At 42.6% G+C, this 18,528-nt stretch carries 17 protein-coding genes and 1 tRNA gene; 12 read left to right on the forward strand and 6 right to left on the reverse strand.

The annotated features are described in order from the left end of the window. The first annotated feature begins 165 nt into the window (after window positions 1–165). Window positions 166–2,337, forward strand: a complete 2,172-nt coding sequence (locus tag EGX73_RS06995) for a PTS transporter subunit IIBC (RefSeq protein WP_005472822.1) — start codon at window positions 166–168, stop codon at window positions 2,335–2,337. 218 nt (window positions 2,338–2,555) lie between these two features. After that, a complete protein-coding gene (locus EGX73_RS07000; protein ID WP_003128501.1) occupies window positions 2,556–3,368 on the forward strand; it encodes an endonuclease/exonuclease/phosphatase family protein in 813 nt (270 codons plus the stop codon). A 131-nt stretch (window positions 3,369–3,499) separates the two neighbouring features. Here EGX73_RS07000 and EGX73_RS07005 read toward each other — a convergent pair whose 3' ends face one another. From EGX73_RS07005 to msrA, 5 genes are all read right to left on the reverse strand, one after another. Next, window positions 3,500–4,171 (reverse strand): type 1 glutamine amidotransferase, encoded by a 672-nt coding sequence (locus EGX73_RS07005; RefSeq protein ID WP_003128503.1) that lies wholly within the window; start codon window positions 4,169–4,171, stop codon window positions 3,500–3,502. Continuing rightward, complete coding sequence (locus EGX73_RS07010; protein WP_003128505.1) at window positions 4,164–5,513, reverse strand: Mur ligase family protein; 1,350 nt, start codon at window positions 5,511–5,513, stop codon at window positions 4,164–4,166. The genes EGX73_RS07005 and EGX73_RS07010 overlap by 8 nt, the downstream gene beginning before the upstream one ends. A gap of 250 nt (window positions 5,514–5,763) precedes the next feature. Next, on the reverse strand, window positions 5,764–7,170 hold the full coding sequence (locus EGX73_RS07015) for a TrkH family potassium uptake protein (protein WP_029487306.1): 1,407 nt from the start codon (window positions 7,168–7,170) through the stop codon (window positions 5,764–5,766). A 268-nt stretch (window positions 7,171–7,438) separates the two neighbouring features. Then, a complete protein-coding gene (locus EGX73_RS07020) occupies window positions 7,439–8,503 on the reverse strand; it encodes an iron-containing alcohol dehydrogenase family protein (protein ID WP_005472820.1) in 1,065 nt (354 codons plus the stop codon). Window positions 8,504–8,813: 310 nt separating this feature from the next. Further along, a complete protein-coding gene (gene msrA / locus EGX73_RS07025; protein ID WP_003128511.1) occupies window positions 8,814–9,332 on the reverse strand; it encodes a peptide-methionine (S)-S-oxide reductase MsrA in 519 nt (172 codons plus the stop codon). 92 nt (window positions 9,333–9,424) lie between these two features. Between msrA and EGX73_RS07030 the strand changes: the two genes are divergently transcribed. The 8 genes from EGX73_RS07030 to upp all read left to right on the forward strand — a co-directional run bounded on the left by EGX73_RS07030 (window position 9,425) and on the right by upp (window position 16,548). After that, a complete protein-coding gene (locus EGX73_RS07030) occupies window positions 9,425–9,979 on the forward strand; it encodes an AAA family ATPase (RefSeq protein ID WP_003128512.1) in 555 nt (184 codons plus the stop codon). Between the two features lie 50 nt (window positions 9,980–10,029). Continuing rightward, on the forward strand, window positions 10,030–10,632 hold the full coding sequence (locus EGX73_RS07035) for a GNAT family N-acetyltransferase (RefSeq protein ID WP_003128513.1): 603 nt from the start codon (window positions 10,030–10,032) through the stop codon (window positions 10,630–10,632). A 122-nt stretch (window positions 10,633–10,754) separates the two neighbouring features. Continuing rightward, on the forward strand, window positions 10,755–11,339 hold the full coding sequence (locus tag EGX73_RS07040; RefSeq protein ID WP_029487305.1) for a thymidine kinase: 585 nt from the start codon (window positions 10,755–10,757) through the stop codon (window positions 11,337–11,339). A 3-nt stretch (window positions 11,340–11,342) separates the two neighbouring features. Continuing rightward, window positions 11,343–12,416, forward strand: coding sequence for a peptide chain release factor 1 (prfA, locus tag EGX73_RS07045; protein WP_003128515.1), 1,074 nt, complete (start codon window positions 11,343–11,345; stop codon window positions 12,414–12,416). After that, window positions 12,409–13,245 carry a peptide chain release factor N(5)-glutamine methyltransferase gene (gene prmC, locus EGX73_RS07050; RefSeq protein WP_003128516.1) on the forward strand — a complete coding sequence of 279 codons (837 nt, stop codon included), beginning with the start codon at window positions 12,409–12,411 and terminating at the stop codon, window positions 13,243–13,245. The genes prfA and prmC overlap by 8 nt, the downstream gene beginning before the upstream one ends. Before the next feature lie 196 nt (window positions 13,246–13,441). Beyond that, window positions 13,442–14,470: an L-threonylcarbamoyladenylate synthase gene (locus EGX73_RS07055; RefSeq protein ID WP_123866840.1), complete on the forward strand. Its 1,029-nt coding sequence runs from the start codon at window positions 13,442–13,444 to the stop codon at window positions 14,468–14,470. Between the two features lie 80 nt (window positions 14,471–14,550). Beyond that, window positions 14,551–15,786, forward strand: a complete 1,236-nt coding sequence (gene glyA, locus EGX73_RS07060; RefSeq protein WP_005472813.1) for a serine hydroxymethyltransferase — start codon at window positions 14,551–14,553, stop codon at window positions 15,784–15,786. Between the two features lie 132 nt (window positions 15,787–15,918). After that, a complete protein-coding gene (gene upp / locus EGX73_RS07065) occupies window positions 15,919–16,548 on the forward strand; it encodes a uracil phosphoribosyltransferase (RefSeq protein WP_005472811.1) in 630 nt (209 codons plus the stop codon). 200 nt (window positions 16,549–16,748) lie between these two features. Here the strand turns inward: upp and EGX73_RS07070 are convergent, their stop codons facing one another. Beyond that, a complete protein-coding gene (locus EGX73_RS07070) occupies window positions 16,749–16,985 on the reverse strand; it encodes a hypothetical protein (RefSeq protein WP_003128523.1) in 237 nt (78 codons plus the stop codon). A gap of 126 nt (window positions 16,986–17,111) precedes the next feature. On the opposite strand from EGX73_RS07070, the gene EGX73_RS07075 reads away from it, so the two are divergent. Then, window positions 17,112–17,184 (forward strand) — tRNA-Thr (locus EGX73_RS07075). Between the two features lie 157 nt (window positions 17,185–17,341). After that, the gene (locus EGX73_RS07080) at window positions 17,342–18,523 is read left to right on the forward strand and encodes an FtsW/RodA/SpoVE family cell cycle protein (protein ID WP_005472807.1); all 1,182 of its coding nucleotides are present in this window, start codon (window positions 17,342–17,344) and stop codon (window positions 18,521–18,523) included. Window positions 18,524–18,528: the final 5 nt, after the last annotated feature.

Raw genomic sequence — 18,528 nt, forward strand, 5'->3', positions numbered from 1 at the left:
TTTTAAATAGAAGTGTGACAAAGAGCTGTTTTTGCGCATTTTTGTAAATTAATGGCTGAGGAGAATGTAAATTGAAATTTCTCGGTTTACAAAATTTTCAATCTCCGCTACAATGTGATTATTAAGAAACCGATTGCGTAAAACGGTGGAGGAGGAAGAAAGAGGATGAAAAAATTACTAAGCTTTGAATTCTGGCAGAAATTCGGAAAAGCACTAATGGTTGTGGTAGCTGTTATGCCTGCCGCCGGATTGATGATCAGTATTGGGAAGACGATCCCCATGATTAATGCCGATTGGGCATTTTTGGTAACGACCGGTGGTGTGATCGAAAATATTGGTTGGGCAATTATTGGGAATCTGCACTTATTATTTGCATTAGCTATCGGTGGTAGTTGGGCGAAAGAACGCGCAGGCGGGGCATTCGCTGCGGGGATTGCATTTGTATTGATCAATCGAATCACAGGTTCGATCTTCGGGGTCACAAGCGCCATGCTGACGGAAGAAGGGGCTTTTACTCATACATTGTTCGGTACGAAAATTATGGTGGATGGCTTTTTTACAAGTGTCTTAGAAGCTCCGGCACTGAACATGGGTGTTTTTGTAGGGATCATCGCCGGGTTTGTGGGTGCGACTGCTTATAATAAATACTATAATTTCCGCAAACTGCCCGATGCGCTTTCGTTTTTTAATGGCAAGCGCTTCGTCCCGTTTGTTGTAATTGCTCGTTCCGTGGTTGTTGCGATCGTGTTAGCGATCGTTTGGCCTTATATTCAAGCAGGAATCAATAACTTTGGCTTGTGGATCGCACAATCGCAAGAAAGTGCGCCGATTTTAGCACCTTTCTTGTTTGGAACATTAGAACGATTACTATTGCCATTTGGGCTGCATCACATGCTGACTATTCCCATCAATTATACTGAATTGGGAGGCACCTATACGATCTTATCTGGTGCACAAGCGGGGACACAAGTTTTCGGTCAAGATCCTCTATGGTTAGCTTGGGCAACTGATTTAGTCAATATGCGAAATGCAGGGGATACTTCACAATACCAATTCTTGATAGAGAATTTTGTGCCTGCACGTTTCAAAGTCGGACAAATGATCGGTTCTTCTGGTATTTTGATGGGACTTGCCTATGCAATGTATCGCAATGTCGATGCAGACAAACGCCATAAATATACCTCGATGTATTTATCCGCTGCCATTGCGGTTTTCTTGACAGGTGTGACAGAGCCATTGGAATTTATGTTCATGTTTGCGGCTGTACCGTTATATGTTGTTTATGCAGTCGTTCAAGGGGCAGCATTTGCTATGGCGGATATCGTTCACCTGCGTGTTCACTCCTTTGGAAATATCGAACTATTGACTCGGACACCAATGGCGATCAATGCAGGTCTGGGTCAGGACTTGATCAATTTTGTCCTAGTAACGATCGCATTTGGGGTCGGCATGTATTTCTTGGCTAACTTCTTAATCAAAAAATTCAACTTTGCGACGCCCGGACGCAACGGCAACTACGAAGTAGAAGGAGCTGACGAAAACGTAGCAACAACTGCCTCTGACGGAACGTTAGATCCAAACTCTCAAGTGGTTAAGATCATTCATCTGTTGGGAGGACGTGAAAACATCCGCGATGTAGATGCATGTATGACTCGCTTAAGGGTCTCTGTCAAAGACCCTAGCTCAGTAGGAGACGAAAAGTCTTGGAAAGGTGCTGGCGCATTAGGTTTGATCGTAAAAGATAACGGAGTGCAAGCGGTATATGGGCCTAAAGCCGATGTACTTAAATCAGACATCCAGGATATCTTGGATTCCGGTGTGGCGATTCCTGAAGCAGTCATAAAAGAAGTCACTAATGAGACGAATCACGAAAGCCAAGGGATAACCGCTGAGGTTGTTTCAGTAGCCGATGGGCAAGTGATTCCGATCACGGAGGTCAGTGATCAAGTCTTTGCAGAGAAAATGATGGGGGACGGATTTGGCGTGATTCCCGATAACACGCAGGTGTATTCACCTGTCTCTGGGAAAGTGACGAATGTTTTTCCTACGAAACATGCGATTGGGTTGCTATCTGATGAAGGAGTCGAAGTATTGGTTCATATGGGCTTGGATACTGTTGAACTTCAAGGGGCACCATTCACAGTTTCTGTCACAGAAGGGCAGCAAGTCACAAAAGGTGACCCGTTGGCTTTAATGGATCTCGCAGCTATCAAAGAAGCGGGTAAGGATACAACGATCGTTGTAGTAATGACAAATACCGATCAAATCGATTCCTTTGAATTGTCCCAAACTGGTCAGCAAAAAGCTGCAGCAGTTGTTGGAATCGTCAAACTATAATAAAATGACTAAGAGCTGTGCCATAAGTATTTTACCAAACTGAATATCCAAACGATCGTGGGGTTGCTACAGTCTGGTAGTTTCTCGTCGCAATTCACGAGAAGTACAGCTGATCTCATACAGTGCGGATAGTTTCGTCTGGTTCATACTTATGGCACAGCTCCGTTCTTTTATTTACATTTTGAAAGAAGATAATCAAACGCAGAGGAGCGTTATTCATGAAAGTTTTAACATTAAACACCCATAGCTGGTTAGAAGACGATCAAGAAGCAAAATTAAAAGTGATCGCACAAGAAATCGCAGCAGGAGATTATGATTTGATTGCGTTGCAAGAAGTCAATCAATCGATTGCTGCTACAACGATCGTTCCGGATGGTCTTTATTGTCCGACAGAGGCGATCCTTGAGATCAAAGAAGACAATTTTGCTTTGCGCTTAGTAGAAGAACTGCAGATTCTGGATCACGATTATTATTGGTCATGGACTTACAGTCATGTGGGTTATGATGTCTATCATGAAGGGAATGCCTTACTGTCCAAAAATCCAATCATTGCCAAAGAATATTTGGCTTCTGAGACAACCGATGTCTGGGACCATACTACGCGAAAAAATCTTAGCGGTCTCACAGAAGTAGACGGCAAAATGATCCAAGTGTTAAGCTGCCATTTTTCTTGGTGGAATGACGGCAAGTTTGCCTATGAATGGCAGCAAACCGAAGCGTTTTTGACTGAGCGAGCAGCATCGCTCTTGCTTTTAGGTGATTTCAATAATGAGGCAGACAGCTTGGGTTATCAGCTGGTTAAAAACAGTTCATTGCAGCTGCAGGATAGTTTTCTTGCCGCAACAAAAACGATCGGTGAGGCTTCGGTTGTTAAAGCAATCGATGGCTGGCAAGACAATCAGACAGCCTTGCGTATCGATTATGTCTTTGCCTCACAGAATGAACAGCCCGTAGAGTATGAAGTGGTCTTTGACGGTCAGCGGCTGCCGATAGTCAGCGATCATTTTGGTATCTGTGTGGTTTTTGAATAACCAAGAATAGAGACGACTTCGATTATTCGCTTGCTATCGCTTGAATCGGCTAGAGATTCAGGAAGCAGACAATCGATTAAAAAAAGGATGAGACCAGAAACGAATTTCTGATTTCATCCTTTTTATTTTGATCAAATGTCAATCGAACCATAGCGGTTTTTTAAGGCAGTGCGTATTAAGCGTTCTGCCAAATGTTCATTCCGGGCAAGCAGTGGACCATGGAAATAGGAACCAAAAACATTGCGGTAGACCACGCCTTCTGTTTGGTCCTCGCCATTGTTTCCCTGCCCTTCTACGACTTTACCTAGTGGTTTCTCACCTTTGCCAAGAAACGTCCGACCATTGTGATTTTCAAAACCATAATAGGTCTCATCGAATTCTTCATTATGGATAACGATATCTCCGATGAAGCGATTGTTTTCTTGACTCAATGTGTAATGATCCAATGCGCTAATTCCTTTGATTTTCTCTCCGTTAGCTCCCATGTAGTAATGACCTAACAACTGATACCCGCCACAAATGGCCAACATGACTCCATCGTTCTCGATGTATTCCGTCAATGCTTCTTTTTTTGTTTGGATATCTTCAGAAACGATCAGCTGTTCAAAATCCTGTCCGCCGCCAAAAAAGACTAAGTCATACTTCTTCGGATCAAATGGTTCATGGATGCTGACGACTTCCGAAATAAATTCTACACCCATTTTTTCGGCTACATAACGCAACATCAACAAATTGCCATTATCCCCGTAGGTGTTCAGCAAATTCCCGTAAAGATGAGCAACATTCAAACGATAATTAGCCACGGTCCATCCCCCCTTTGATATAGCCTTTTTCTGCCAATTTTTTGCGTAGTTGCAAAACAGCAGTATAGGTTGCTAGGATATAGACTTTTTCAGTTGGTAGATTGGCGATATCTTTAATGACCTCATCAAGGTCTTTTGTTTCGGTGATCTTTTCTTCGGGAATTCCCGCTACTTTTAAACGCAGCGTCATATCTTGATGGCGGTCGCCGCCAGCAATGACTTGAGGAATCGCCATTTCGGCAAATGCTTCATGATTTCCATCCCAGATCCAGCTAACATCAATGCCGTCCGCATAATTTGCATTCAAGAGACTGACGAGAGAAAAAGGATACGGAGATAAGCCGATCATATCGATCACTTGATTCAGTCCTACCGGATTTTTGACTAACACGAGTGTACACTCTTTGCCATCGATGGTAATGACTTCTTGACGGCCAAAGACTTTTTCATCATAGGCCAATCCAGCTCTGATTTTTTCAGGTGCGACTTGATAATATTCCGCTACAGCGGTCGCTGCCAATGCATTATAGACATTGTACATGCCGCCAACTTCGATTCCATATGAATTCCCATCAATGATAAAATCAGCAGAAGTATTGTCCATTGCTGTGATGGCTGTCAATTTGTAGTCTAGTTTTGGACGTTTGAAGCCGCAGTTCGGACAATAGTATTTGCCTAGATTCGCATAGGTAATCATTTGGTAATGTAAGATGTGGTGGCATTCTGGACAAAGAACCCCGTCTGTATTGTAATGGGCCATCTGCTCCTGATTAGGTAAGTGATCAAAGCCATAATACTTTCTTGGATTAACAGTAGTGACAGAATTGAACAACGGGGAATCACCATTACATAGAATTGTGGCCGTCGGTGAATTTGCTGCTCCTTCAACGATCATTTTATATGTTGTATAGATTTCACCATAACGGTCCATCTGATCGCGAAAAATATTCGTGAAGACAAATAGTTCAGGTTTGATATACTTCGTTACTTTGCTAAGACTAGCTTCATCGATCTCTAGTACTGCAAACTTTTTGCCGCCTTTTGGTTTGGCAGATAAGAAAGTAGAAACGATTCCTTGGACCATATTGGCACCTGTTGGATTTGTCAGCACATCATCAAATTCTTGCCGTAAAATATTCACCGTCAGTGCAGTAGTCAAGGTTTTTCCGTTCGTACCAGTGATAACGACAACTTGGTAATCTTTTGCTAGATGATCTAAAATATGCGGATCGATTTTTAATGCTATTTTCCCAGGCAGACTTGATCCGCCTTTAAAAAAGTTTTTTAATACCCACTGAGAGGTCTTACCGACTGTGACAGCCAGTTGACTTCTTAACCCCATAGTTGAACCTCCAAACGAGATGATTGTCTTTTTAGTTTAAATTCAATTTATCATACCATATGTTCTAAAAAAGGTTAAACGGCTTTTCGATTTCTTTAAGTTTCTGCAAAGAGTTCAGTTTATTGAACCAAAAAAGGCAGAGACATTCGTTACAAACAAGATGTCTCTGCCGCTTCAAAACGCTTGTGGAAGGCTCGCGACTTTAAGATACAACGCTTAGAACCTTCAATAGCGCCATTTTACTGGCTGTTTAACCAATAATAATCTTCTCGGTTGGGTATTCATAACCTAAATCTCGGGTTTCTTTTGGCACAAACAACAACAACGTATAAAGCATACCTACACGTCCAATGAACATCAGTAAGGCTATCACTAACTTACCCACACTTGAGAGATCATCGGTGATCCCTAACGATAAACCGGTGGTCCCAAACGCAGAAGCTACTTCGACAATGATGGCGATCAACGGGATATCTTCAGTGGCAGTCAAAAATAATACGCAGAAAAAGCACATTCCTAAGGATAACATGAAGACAACAACCGACTTACGCACATCGTCTTCATCGATCCGTCGGCCAAATATGTTGATATTGTCTTCACTCTTTAAGAAGGCATAAAGATAAAGACCAATAATGGCGATCGTTGTCGTACGAATCCCGCCACCAACTGAACTTGGGCTGCAACCGATAAACATTAGTAACGAAAAAACGATCAATGTCGTAGTCTGAAAGTTCCCTAAATCATGGATCTGCAGTCCAGCATTACGGGTAGTCATGGAATAAAACATACTGTTGATCCAGGTGCTGCTAAAGCCGTAATCTTTGAACAGATGGTCTTTCTCTAGGAAATAAATGGCGATCGTTCCACCGATAAACAAAATCACAAAAGCCAACATCGCGATTTTTGTAAACAATGAAAAGCGAAAAGGCAGTTGTCGGCGATTTTTTTTCAGCTTGAAGAGGGCCCATTCTCGGAAATCCATAATCACTGGAAACCCAATCCCACCGATAAAAATCAAAAACATGATACAAATCAAAAAGAAATAATCATGTGCGAAAGGTAAAATGGAATTTCCTGTCACGTCAAAACCAGAGTTTGTGACCGCGGAAATAGCTTGGTAAAAACCATAAAATAGGGCATCCCGCCAATTGTCATAATAGCCATTAAAATAAAAATAAATAGAAAAAATAGCGCCAGAGATGGCTTGGCAAAGTAAGATGATCGTAAACGTGATTCGAATCATCCGCACGATTCCGCTTAGCTTTGGCTGATTCATATCCGTCATAATCAACTGACGCTGCTTCAATGAGATCTTTCTCCGAGAAACGATCGCAAAGAAAGTGGAGATCATCATAATCCCTAGTCCACCCACTTGAAAAAGAACTTCAAGAAGCACTACACCGCGATCATTGAACACATCATCGATAGGGAATGTCGTCAATCCGGTGACACTGACCGTGCTGACTGCCATAAAAAACATATCGATGAAGGAAGCATGAGAACGAGGTTCACGAAAAAAGGGAAGATAAAATAAACCTAAGGAAATAATCGTCATCAGAATATAGTAAAAAACGATCACTTGGATCGAAGAAACATTTTGGGCAATAAAATATTTGCTTTTGCGTTGTGTCAGACGAGCAAACCGCGTGAAATTCATAACTAGTCTCCTCACTAAATAAACTACCCACAGTATACCAAAGAACCAAGCAGTTTCAAAAGAAAGCAAGATTGAAAGTAAGTAGCAGCCAATATCATCAAAGAAACGCTCTGCAAAAATATGAGATAGTGCCGCAAAACAATTAATGGAACAGAGAAGACGATAGCCTGTCATTGAGAGAGTACTAGAAGATAGCGGTGAGCCGGACAAAAAACTGTATGCCCGATAAGTCTGTTGGGCATACAGTTTTTTTGAAGAGATCGGTTAGTTAGAGTGCTTCCACCGCTTCGATTGCGCGAAAGACTTTTTCTGGAGTGATCATTGGGTCGATCAGGACAAATGTTTCTTCTTCTTTAACGGCATAAGTCAAAACAGGCGCAAAATAAGCGCGATCCACACGAGTGACATGCAAGTCTTTTAGTTTCATAGGTAAGTGCAATGCTTCGTAGAAAGGACGCAGTTCCTCGATAACAGCAAAATCGTTGGTGTAGGCAAGCTGTACCCAGATGCAGTAGGCCACTTTATTGCCATGGAGGACACTGTGGGTTTCGCTCAGATAAGATAAGCCGTCATGTAATGCGTGGGCGCCAGAAGTTCTGCCAAACTCTACAGCAAATCCACCAACTTCTCCTGCTAAAGCGATGATGGCATCTGTGATTCGCGCAAAAGCTGGCGTCAAGCGCCCGGCTTCTAAATCAGTGACTGCTTGGATGGCATCTGCGATCAAGAGTTCTTTGATTAGTTTTGCACTTTGAAAACCGAGCCGAACCAAGGCTGTTTTATCTTCTTCTGCCATCGTGCGTACAATGGCTTCCATTTCATAATACTTGGCTAGCGTGTCTGCGATGCCTGCAATGAAATAATCCACGGGTGTTGCTAGCAAGAATCGAGTATCGACGATCGTCATATAAGCCCCTTTTTTGGCGTAATCGATCTTGCAGATTGTGTGGTCTGGGTAATAGGCGACAATCACAGGAGTAAAGGGTGCACAGTTGGAAACCAATGTAGGGATGACGATCAGCTCCGCTTCCATTCTTTCTGCAGTAATTTTTGCGGTATCTGCGACACGTCCACCACCGATCGCAAGCAGGACATCTGCGTGTTTGATCTTATCCGCTAACTCCTGAGCATTCTCATAACTTGAGGAGCCATCATAGCGATAAACAGGATAGTCAAATGGATGCGGATAATAGGTTTTAAAAACGTCAAATGATTGATCGCCAGTAATGACAGCAACCTGATCAAAATCATTGAGATACTCTGGTAGATCAAAAAGAACTCCTTCACCAGTAATATACCGGTTTGGTCCAGGGCGGACTTCATTGGCTAACATAACACAACACTCCTTTGCAATCGTCAGAATTTTCTAATTAGTGTAACGTGGAATAGCGCCTGCTGTCAATTTTTCTTTTGAGCAGTTTTGTTCAGATCAGCCAGGCCAAAGCCAATCGGCGCAAGCAGGCGTAAAGAGGGCATAAAAAAAGACCCTAACAAAGGAGAGTTTGTTCTTGCTAGTCTTCGCATAATCAAGACTGTTTTGCGAAGATCCTCTCCTTTTGAGGGTCAGTTGTTGGGCGAGAAAACAGCACTATTTCTATCTCAGAAACTAAAGGAATATTCAAACTGCCGCTTCTCAAAATAGGTTATGTCCAATTTTGACGGATGAAACCAGCTCGTCCTGAACCTTCACGGTAGGCGTTGTAATGCGCCGTATTTTTCTTATAAAAATCTTGATGATAGTCTTCTGCTGGATAGAAAGGTTCAGCAGGTTCGATTGTTGTCACGATTGGATCTGTAAAGCGACCGCTTGCTTGCAAAGCGGCTTTTGAAGCTTCTGCGATTTTTCGTTGTTCTTCACTATTGTAATAGATGACTGGACGGTAAGAGTCCCCACGGTCTGCGAACTGACCAAAGGCATCTGTAGGATCGGTTTGTTGCCAATAGATAGCCACGAGTTCTTCATACGTTATTTGTTCAGGATCGAAAGTGATTTCTACGGCTTCTGTATGTCCTGTGGTTCCAGTTGTTACTTCTTGATAGGTAGGATGAGGGACATGTCCACCGGTAAAACCTGAGACTACCGAAAGAATTCCTGGTAAAGAATCGAAAGGTTTGACCATACACCAGAAGCAGCCGCCGGCAAAAATTGCAGTATCTTTCATTGTGATTCCTCCTTTGGTTTTATGGTATGCTTCTTATAGAGAAAGACAAGCGATATGCTTATAAGAAACGGCCAAAGAAAGCGAGGTTTGCTGTGGATACGATCATCATTTTATTGCGGGGGAATTCTGGCAGCGGAAAAACGACAGTAGCAAAAGCGCTGCATCAACAATTAGGGGCAGAAGCGGTGTTGATCTCACAGGATGTATTTCGCCGAGAAATTTTTCACGTGAAAGATACGCCTAATAATCATGCTGTAGGTCTAATGATGGAGGCCCTTTTATATGCGCGAGGGAAGGTTCCTTTCATCATCGTTGAGGGAATTTTTGCCCGTGAAAAATACCAGGACTTCTTGCTCTTTTTACTAGAATCCTTTGAGAAGTGTCTCATTTATTATTTTGATGTGCCTTTTCAAACAACGATTGAAAGACACCGAACACGGCCGCAACGGGTATTTTTTTCCGAATCATCGCTACAAAAGTGGTGGCTCGAAAAAGACCTTCTCTTTGGGGAAAACGGCATAGCGTCCAAGAGCAATGATACGAGTAATAAATCAGTCCTCTCAAAAGAGAAGATGTTTACAGAGAAGCAGACAATATCTGAAATGATCACGATGATCTTGGAGGATACGAAACAGTTTCAAAAATAGCCTTGAAGCAAACGATCTGTTTTCCAAAAAAACTAAAGTGAGGTATCTCTATGTTAGACAAATCAATTCCTTATGCAGAAATTTGGATGGAGCGCATGGCTGCGGATGAAGTAGCACCGGTCCCTGACTCAAATAACTACATCATTCAACCTTATCAATCCGGTGATGCGAGTGAGTGGGCGCGGATTGAGACAGCGGTGGGAGAATTTGATACAGAAGCCGCGGCACTTGCGTATTTTGAAAAAGACTTTCTCCCCTATGAATCTCAATTGCCGCAACGAATGTTTTTTGCAGTGGATCCAGAAGGAACAAAGGTAGGAACAGCGACTGCTTGGTGGAAGAAGAAGCAAGATGGCAACATTGTGCCGCTCGTTCATTGGGTAGCAGTCATTCCCAGCGCTCAAAGACAAGGGATCGCTCGCGGCTTGGTAACCAAAGTTATAGAAACATGCCAGAACCAAACGGCAGATTCCGAAGAATCTGCTGCCGCTATTTTTCTCCATACGCAAACATGGAGTCATGCTGCGATTGGACTGTATCAACAACTAGGCTTCAAACTTATTGATACAGACTATCAGGGACAGATGAATCCCGAGTACGAACAAGTATTGACTATTTTGAGAGACGTGGCGCAGAAGGAAAACGGGCAGTAAAGCCAATCATTTGCAGGCATCGTTCTGTTCAGTACCCCTCTTAGCGACTTCTGAATTTAAACCTGTAAAAATTCCTTGTTTTCAAGTATAATACCAAAGGAGTATCAGGAAGGATGGGCAAGATGGCACAACTTTTTTTTAAATATGGCGCGATGAATAGTGGCAAAACGATCGAGATTTTAAAAGTTGCACATAATTATGAAGAACAAGACAAGCCGGTCGTGATTATGACCAGCGGCATCGATACCCGAAGCGGGATCGGAACAGTTTCCAGTCGTATTGGGTTAGAGCGTGACGCCATTCCGATTTTCGATGAGACCGATTTGTATCATTTAGTAAAAGATCTAGGATATCAACCCTATTGCATTTTGATTGATGAGGCACAGTTTTTGAAAAAACACCATGTCTTGGCGTTTACTAAAATCGTAGACGAATTAGGCATTCCTGTGATGGCATTTGGTTTAAAAAATGATTTTCGCAACGAATTATTCGAAGGTTCTAAATATCTGCTTCTTTATGCAGATAAAATTGAAGAAATGAAAACGATCTGCTGGTTCTGCCACAAAAAGGCGACCATGAATCTGCATTACATTGACGGTAAACCAGTCTATGAAGGCGATCAAGTTCAAATTGGCGGTAATGAAGCCTATTACCCTGTTTGTCGCAAACACTATTTTCACCCTGGAATCAAAAAAGAAGGAGAATAAAACATGTACGATCAGTTACAAGCGATTGAAGACCGTTATGAAGAACTAGGCGAACTGCTTAGTGATCCCGCTGTCATTTCAGATACGAAACGGTTCATGCAGTTGTCCAAAGAAGAAGCAAATACCCGAGAGACTGTCGAAGTGTATCGCCGTTACAAAGAAGTCGTTGAAGGCATCAAAGATACAGAGGAACTATTGGGCGAAAACTTGGATGCAGAAATGGCAGAAATGGCTAAAGAAGAACTATCTGACTTAAAAAAAGAAAAAGATGTTCTTGAAGACCGCATCAAAATCTTATTATTACCAAAAGATCCCAATGATGACAAAAACATTATCATGGAAATTCGCGGGGCTGCGGGTGGAGATGAAGCGGCACTATTTGCTGGAGATCTCTTTAATATGTATCAGAAATATGCGGAAACACAAGGTTGGAAAGTCGAAGTGATGGATGCCAACGTTACCGGCATCGGCGGCTACAAAGAAGTCATCATGATGATCAGCGGTGAGAATGTCTATTCAAAATTGAAATATGAAAGTGGCGCGCATCGGGTACAACGCGTGCCGTCGACAGAATCTCAAGGACGAATCCACACATCTACAGCAACCGTAGTCGTGATGCCAGAAGCAGAAGAAGTAGAGATCGATATTGCTGATAAAGATATCCGAACAGATATCTATCATGCTTCAGGCGCTGGTGGTCAGCACGTCAACAAAACGGCATCAGCTGTCCGCTTGACACACTTGCCGACTGGTATCGTCGTTGCCATGCAGGATGAGCGTTCACAGTTGAAGAACCGTGAGAAAGCGATGAAAGTCTTGCGGGCAAGAGTATACGACCAAATCCAGCAAGAAGCACGAAGCGAATACGATGCAAATCGTAAATCAGCAGTGGGAACTGGGGATCGTTCTGAACGGATCCGTACGTATAACTTTCCGCAAAATCGGGTGACGGACCACCGCATCGGGTTGACTATCCAAAAATTGGATCAAATTTTGGCTGGAAAACTTGATGAGATCATTGATGCATTGATCATGTACGATCAAACATCAAAATTGGAAGAAATGCAAAATGGGTAAAACCTATCGAGAAGTCCTTTCACGGGCTTCTTCTTTTTTAGAAACAAAGGGACTGGAAGGGTATGCGATCCAATACCTTTTTCTGGCTCGTAAAAATTGGCAAAAACTAGATTGGTTGCTGCATATGGATCAGCAAATTTCGCCAGCTGATAAAGTGCAAATTGAAGCAGATCTGCAGCAGCTTTTAGCGCATCGTCCCCCCCAATACCTTTTAGGCTATGAAGAGTTTTATGGCCATCGCTTCAAAGTAACAGAAGACACATTGATTCCTCGACCGGAAACGGAAGAATTAGTCGCTTTGTGTCTGGAGCAAACAGAACCTGCAGAGAATTTGCGGGTCGTAGATATTGGGACAGGGACAGGTGCGATCGCGGTCTCTTTGAAATTGGCACGTCCTCACTGGCAGATCGCTGCTGTTGATCTTTCAGAGGCCGCATTGGCGGTAGCTAAAGAGAATGCGGCGCAATTAGGTGCGGAGGTCGCTTTTTATCAAGGCGACACGCTGACACCAGTGGGGGATCAATCATGGGACATCATTGTATCAAACCCGCCTTATATCAGTGAGCAGGAGTGGGAGCTGATGGATGCCAGTGTGCGTCAGTTTGAACCCCAAATGGCCCTTTTTGCAGCGGAGAATGGTCTAGTGATGTATCGTAAGATTGCAGACCAGGCAAAGAAGTTATTGACACCTGACGGAAAAATCTTCGTCGAAATCGGTTTTCAACAAGGCAAATCTGTCCAGCGTATTTTTGCGGAAGCTTTTCCAGATAAAAAAGTTACGGTCATTCAAGATTTATCTGGAAAAGATCGGTTGGTCGCAGTACAATAATCCACAGCATGTGGACAACCATTTTTTTGAAAAATTTTTTTGATAAAAAACAGTGATAGAGTAAGACTTACTTGCGAATAAAAGTTATAAACAGGGTTATCCACACTTGACAAACGATTTATCCACAAAATGTGGATAAAAACCGAAAAAATGTTGATAAGTGTGGAAGTCCTCAAAAAAAGGATGTGGATAAACTGTGGAAACAAAAAAATTTAGTGAAGAACAATTATCCGAAGCAGCAAAAATTTTAGCCGCGGGTGGATTAGTTGCTTTTCCTACAGAAACAGTGTATGGCTTAGGCGCCAACGCTCTTTTGCCTGAAGCGGTAGCACAAGTCTATGCCGTCAAAGGAAGACCTAGTGACAACCCATTGATCGTCCATCTCGCCGACCCGGAACAACTGAAGGATTATGTGGATAACTTGCATCCAGCAGCGGAAAAATTGATGGCAAAGTTTTGGCCTGGCCCCCTAACATTGATTTTTTCTATCAAAAATAACAGTTTACCGTCTATTGTGACCGGGGGGTTATCCACAGCGGCATTCCGTATGCCAGCGAATAAAAAAACACTTTCAGTCATTAAACAGGCACATGTCCCACTAGTCGGACCTAGCGCAAATACCTCTGGCAAGCCAAGTCCGACCTCAGCTGAACATGTATTGCATGATTTGAAAGGAAAGATAGCTGGTGTGATCGATGATGGGACTACTAGGATCGGAGTTGAATCAACAGTCTTGGATTTAAGTGATCCGACAGCAAACCCAATGATCTTGCGTCCAGGATCCGTGACCAAAGAACAATTAGAAACGGTTTTAGGCAGTGAAGTCGAAATAGATAAACACCTAGTATCTGAAGGTGAAAGACCCAAAGCACCGGGAATGAAATACAAACATTATGCTCCGGATACAAAGGTTGTGATGGTTCGGTCAGAGGACTGGCCAGCAGCACTCGATTGGGTCAAGCAGAAGCGATTACGAGCAGGTGTCTTGGCAGGCCCATCAATTTGTGAGACAGCCAGATTTGAAACAGCAGCTGTTTACATGTATGCGGACGACACGGTTGAGGCAGCAGCAAAAGGACTTTTTGCAGGTTTGCGAGCCTTAGATGAATCGATCGCTGGCTTGGAGATCATTTTAGCGGCCGCTTTTCCTGAGACAGGGATGGGCAGCGCCTATATGAATCGCTTGAAAAAAGCAGCCAATCAAAATTTTTTTCAGGTAAAATAGAAAAAACGCTGCTTTGATCATAGGTAGAGCTTAGGAAATATGATACAATGCTAGCATTAAGGTAAAGGGGTGTTGTATGAATGGACTATCAAACGTTTGATCCTGATTTATGGCAAGCCATTGAAAAGGAAGCGGATCGCCAACAAAACAATTTAGAATTGATCGCATCTGAAAATATCGTTTCCGCAGGTGTAAGAGCGGCTCAAGGCAGTATTTTAACAAATAAATATGCCGAAGGATATCCAGGTCGCCGTTACTACGGTGGTTGTGAATTTGTCGATGTTGTTGAAAATTTAGCAATTGATCGTGCCAAAGAACTTTTTGGTGCGGCCTATGCAAACGTACAGCCTCACTCAGGCTCACAAGCCAATACTGCAGCATATCTAGCGTTGATTGAACCAGGAGATACGGTGATGGGCATGGATCTATCCGCAGGTGGGCATTTGACCCATGGCTCTCCAGTCAATTTTAGTGGGAAAACCTATCACTTTGTTAGCTATGGCGTAGACCCAGCGACTGAAGTGATTGATTATAATGTCGTACGGATCTTAGCGAGAAAGCATCAACCAAAATTGATCGTTGCTGGTGCAAGTGCGTATTCACGAACAATCGATTTTGCCAAATTCCGTGAAATTGCTGATGAAGTCGGTGCTAAGTTGATGGTAGATATGGCACATATCGCAGGATTAGTTGCTGCTGGTCTGCATCCAAATCCAGTTCCTTATGCAGACATCACTACTTCTACGACCCACAAAACCCTTAGAGGGCCTCGTGGCGGCTTGATTTTGACCAATGACGAAGACTTAGCGAAAAAAATCAACAGTGCAGTCTTTCCTGGCATTCAAGGCGGACCTTTGGAACATGTGGTCGCTGCCAAGGCAGTCGCATTCAAAGAAGCATTGGATGAAGACTTCAAATCTTATTCAGAGCAAGTGATCAGAAATGCGCAAGCAATGGCAAAAGTGTTCAATCAAGCACCGCAAGCACGGCTTGTTTCTGGTGCAACGGACAATCATTTATTGCTGATTGATGTGCGAGGATTTGAGCTTAACGGAAAAGAAGCCGAAGCATTGCTTGACCAAGTCAACATCACAGTCAATAAAAATTCGATTCCATTTGAAACCCTTAGCCCATTTAAAACGAGCGGTATTCGTGTCGGCACACCGGCAATCACTAGCCGTGGGTTCAAAGAAGAAGATGCTGTGGAAGTAGCAAAACTGATTGTCAAAGTGTTGGAACACCCTGAAGATACGGCTGTTTTGGAAGAAGCAAAAGCACAAGTGAAAGAGTTGACGGACAAGTATCCGTTGTATTAAGATGTAGCAGGAAAAGGGTTTGAGCCGATGCTCAGATCCTTTTTTGAAGGAATATGGCTATGACGTGATGCAAGGTTGTATCAATCGTTGATTTGCTTTAAAATAAAAGAAAAACCAAAGGAGACTTTTAAAATGGGTAAATTCCAAGTAATTGACCACCCCTTGATTCAACACAAATTAACAATGATCCGCGACAAGAACTGTGGAACGAAAGTGTTCCGTGAAGTTGTCGATGAAATCGCCATGTTGATGGCGTATGAAGTATCACGGGATATGCCCCTCGAAGATGTAGTGATCGAAACACCGATCGAAGAATCGACCCAAAAAACACTTAGTGGTAAAAAAGTAGCAATCGTACCGATTCTACGGGCCGGACTAGGCATGGTCGACGGTATTCTAGAGTTGATCCCAGCGGCTAAAGTAGGACACATTGGTATGTATCGTGATGAAGAAACCCTTGAACCACATGAGTATTTCGTTAAATTGCCTGAAGACATCGACACTCGTCAGTTATTTATTGTTGATCCAATGTTAGCAACTGGTGGTTCAGCGATCATGGCCATCGATGCGTTGAAAAAACGCGGTGCTTCTAACATGAAGTTTGTTTGCCTAGTTGCTGCGCCAGAAGGTGTGAAAGCATTGCAGGATGCCCATCCTGATGTGGATATCTACACAGCAAGCTTAGATGACCGCTTGAATGAACATGGCTACATCGTTCCTGGATTAGGCGATGCTGGTGACCGTTTGTTTGGAACAAAATAAAAGAAAGAGCGTGGAACAAAAAGTGAAAAACACTTTTGTTCCACGCTCTAAACACGTCTAAACGCTGGGAGTAGGAGCAACTCCTTCGGAAATAAATCGAACTACTCAAAAACTACTCAAACATTTGAAAAGCAATTTCCGTGTATTCCTCCTTATTTCTTGGAGATTACCACTTTTGTCCCAGTCTCCTTTTGAACGAACTACATTTTCGTTAACTGTTTATAATTAATGATCAATACACCATTACTTTGTGTAACAAGCTTTTGATTCTCCGCTGTCTGATTCAATTCAACAACCGCAGAGTTCTTAAGCTGCTTAGTGACTGTACCGGTTTGTTTTATTCCATGGATCGTGAACATGACAGGAGTAGCGACCTCAAAATTTGCACCTTCAGCTGACGGGACAACGGTTGTTTCGAACTTACCAAATGTTGCCATGTAAAAACCTCCTTGATATAGTTAAATTATACCACATTTTTTGAAAATTTTCAGTAATCCTATTTTTTCCCTAAACTTCTCTTTACAAAGTTGTGTTTTTTTCTTATAATCTTCTTTGTGTTAGTTGCCAGCTTAGCTCAGTTGGTAGAGCAACGCACTCGTAACGCGTAGGTCACAGGTTCGAATCCTGCAGCTGGCATTGAAGCAGTCTAATTAGACTGCTTCTTTTTTTAGATGATTTTTTTAGAGAAAACTTTAAAGTTTCTAAATTTTTTCTGAATGAGAACGGGGAATCCTTTCTTTTCTGCGCAAACATCACTATAATGGATAAAGATTCTACAGAAGAGAGTGTGGGCATGGAAAATACACGAATAAAAAAGAATGATAATCGAATTGACTACGGTGTGATATTACCCGTATTTTTATTGTGCTTGATTGGGTTTGCGTCATTGTATGTCGCATTGACGAATGATCCAAGGAATCCATCCGTGGGAAAAACCTTAGGATTTCAAGCTTTATGGTATGTACTAGGAGTTATCGCAATTATAGTGATCATGCATATAAAATCCAAGTGGTTGTGGAAGTTGACTCCCTATATTTACGGAGCAGGATTGCTGGTAATGCTGGGTCTCTTGAAGTTCTATGATGCAGGGTTAGCCGACTCTACGGGCTCGCGAAACTGGCTGCGTTTTGGCTCCTTTACGATCCAGCCTTCGGAATTGATGAAGATTGCCTTTATCATGATGTTGGCGCTGGTGGTCACCCATCACAATGTTCGTCATCGAGATCGAGATTTAAAGACGGATGGCTTATTGATCGCTAAAATGTTAGCTGTAACCATTCCGGTCCTAGTTTTAGTCATGCTGCAAAAAGATTTTGGAACGATGTTAGTTTTCTTAGCTATTTTTGGTGGGATCTTTTTGATGTCGGGGATTTCTTGGCAAATCGTGATCCCAGTTATCGCCGCTTTTGTTTTGATAGGGGGCGGGACCATCTTTTTAGTTACAACAGATATGGGACGAGAGTTTCTCTATAATGTCGGCTTTAAAGAATATCAGTTTGCACGTATCGATTCTTGGTTAGATCCGTTTCACGATACTCAAGGCCAGTCTTTCCAACTAGCTTATGCTTTAATGGCTATTGGGTCTGGTGGGATGTTCGGTAAAGGGTTCAATGTGAGTGATGTCTACGTGCCAGTTCGTGAATCAGATATGATTTTCTCTGTGATCGGAGAGAACTTTGGGTTTGTCGGCAGTGCCTTTGTGATTTTATTATATTTCATTTTGATTTACCGAATGATTCGGGTTTGTTTTGATACAAACAATGAATTTTATGCCTATCTTGCTACCGGGATCATCATGATGATCTTGTTCCATGTCTTTGAAAATATCGGTGCTAATATTGGCTTATTGCCTTTGACAGGTATTCCATTACCCTTCATCAGTCAAGGGGGATCGGCATTATTAAGTAACATGATCGGCATTGGCTTGATTTTATCGATGCGCTATCAGGCTGAGAGTACACCAAAAACCTTGTAAGGAGA

It is taken from the genome of Enterococcus sp. FDAARGOS_553 (genome assembly GCF_003812305.1).
Classification (GTDB): Bacteria; Bacillota; Bacilli; order Lactobacillales; family Enterococcaceae; genus Enterococcus_D; species Enterococcus_D gallinarum.

Bases quoted from the DNA above. Each gene is read 5' to 3' on its own strand.
- EGX73_RS07040 (WP_029487305.1), top strand. From the start codon at position 10,755: ATGGCACAACTTTTTTTTAAATATGGCGCGATGAATAGTGGCAAAACG.
- EGX73_RS07010 (WP_003128505.1), bottom strand. From the start codon at position 5,513: ATGGGGTTAAGAAGTCAACTGGCTGTCACAGTCGGTAAGACCTCTCAG.
- upp (WP_005472811.1), top strand. From the start codon at position 15,919: ATGGGTAAATTCCAAGTAATTGACCACCCCTTGATTCAACACAAATTA.
- EGX73_RS07015 (WP_029487306.1), bottom strand. From the start codon at position 7,170: ATGAATTTCACGCGGTTTGCTCGTCTGACACAACGCAAAAGCAAATAT.
- EGX73_RS07035 (WP_003128513.1), top strand. From the start codon at position 10,030: ATGTTAGACAAATCAATTCCTTATGCAGAAATTTGGATGGAGCGCATG.
- EGX73_RS07000 (WP_003128501.1), top strand. From the start codon at position 2,556: ATGAAAGTTTTAACATTAAACACCCATAGCTGGTTAGAAGACGATCAA.
- glyA (WP_005472813.1), top strand. From the start codon at position 14,551: ATGGACTATCAAACGTTTGATCCTGATTTATGGCAAGCCATTGAAAAG.
- prmC (WP_003128516.1), top strand. From the start codon at position 12,409: ATGGGTAAAACCTATCGAGAAGTCCTTTCACGGGCTTCTTCTTTTTTA.
- EGX73_RS06995 (WP_005472822.1), top strand. From the start codon at position 166: ATGAAAAAATTACTAAGCTTTGAATTCTGGCAGAAATTCGGAAAAGCA.
- msrA (WP_003128511.1), bottom strand. From the start codon at position 9,332: ATGAAAGATACTGCAATTTTTGCCGGCGGCTGCTTCTGGTGTATGGTC.
- EGX73_RS07020 (WP_005472820.1), bottom strand. From the start codon at position 8,503: ATGTTAGCCAATGAAGTCCGCCCTGGACCAAACCGGTATATTACTGGT.
- EGX73_RS07070 (WP_003128523.1), bottom strand. From the start codon at position 16,985: ATGGCAACATTTGGTAAGTTCGAAACAACCGTTGTCCCGTCAGCTGAA.
- prfA (WP_003128515.1), top strand. From the start codon at position 11,343: ATGTACGATCAGTTACAAGCGATTGAAGACCGTTATGAAGAACTAGGC.
- EGX73_RS07080 (WP_005472807.1), top strand. From the start codon at position 17,342: ATGGAAAATACACGAATAAAAAAGAATGATAATCGAATTGACTACGGT.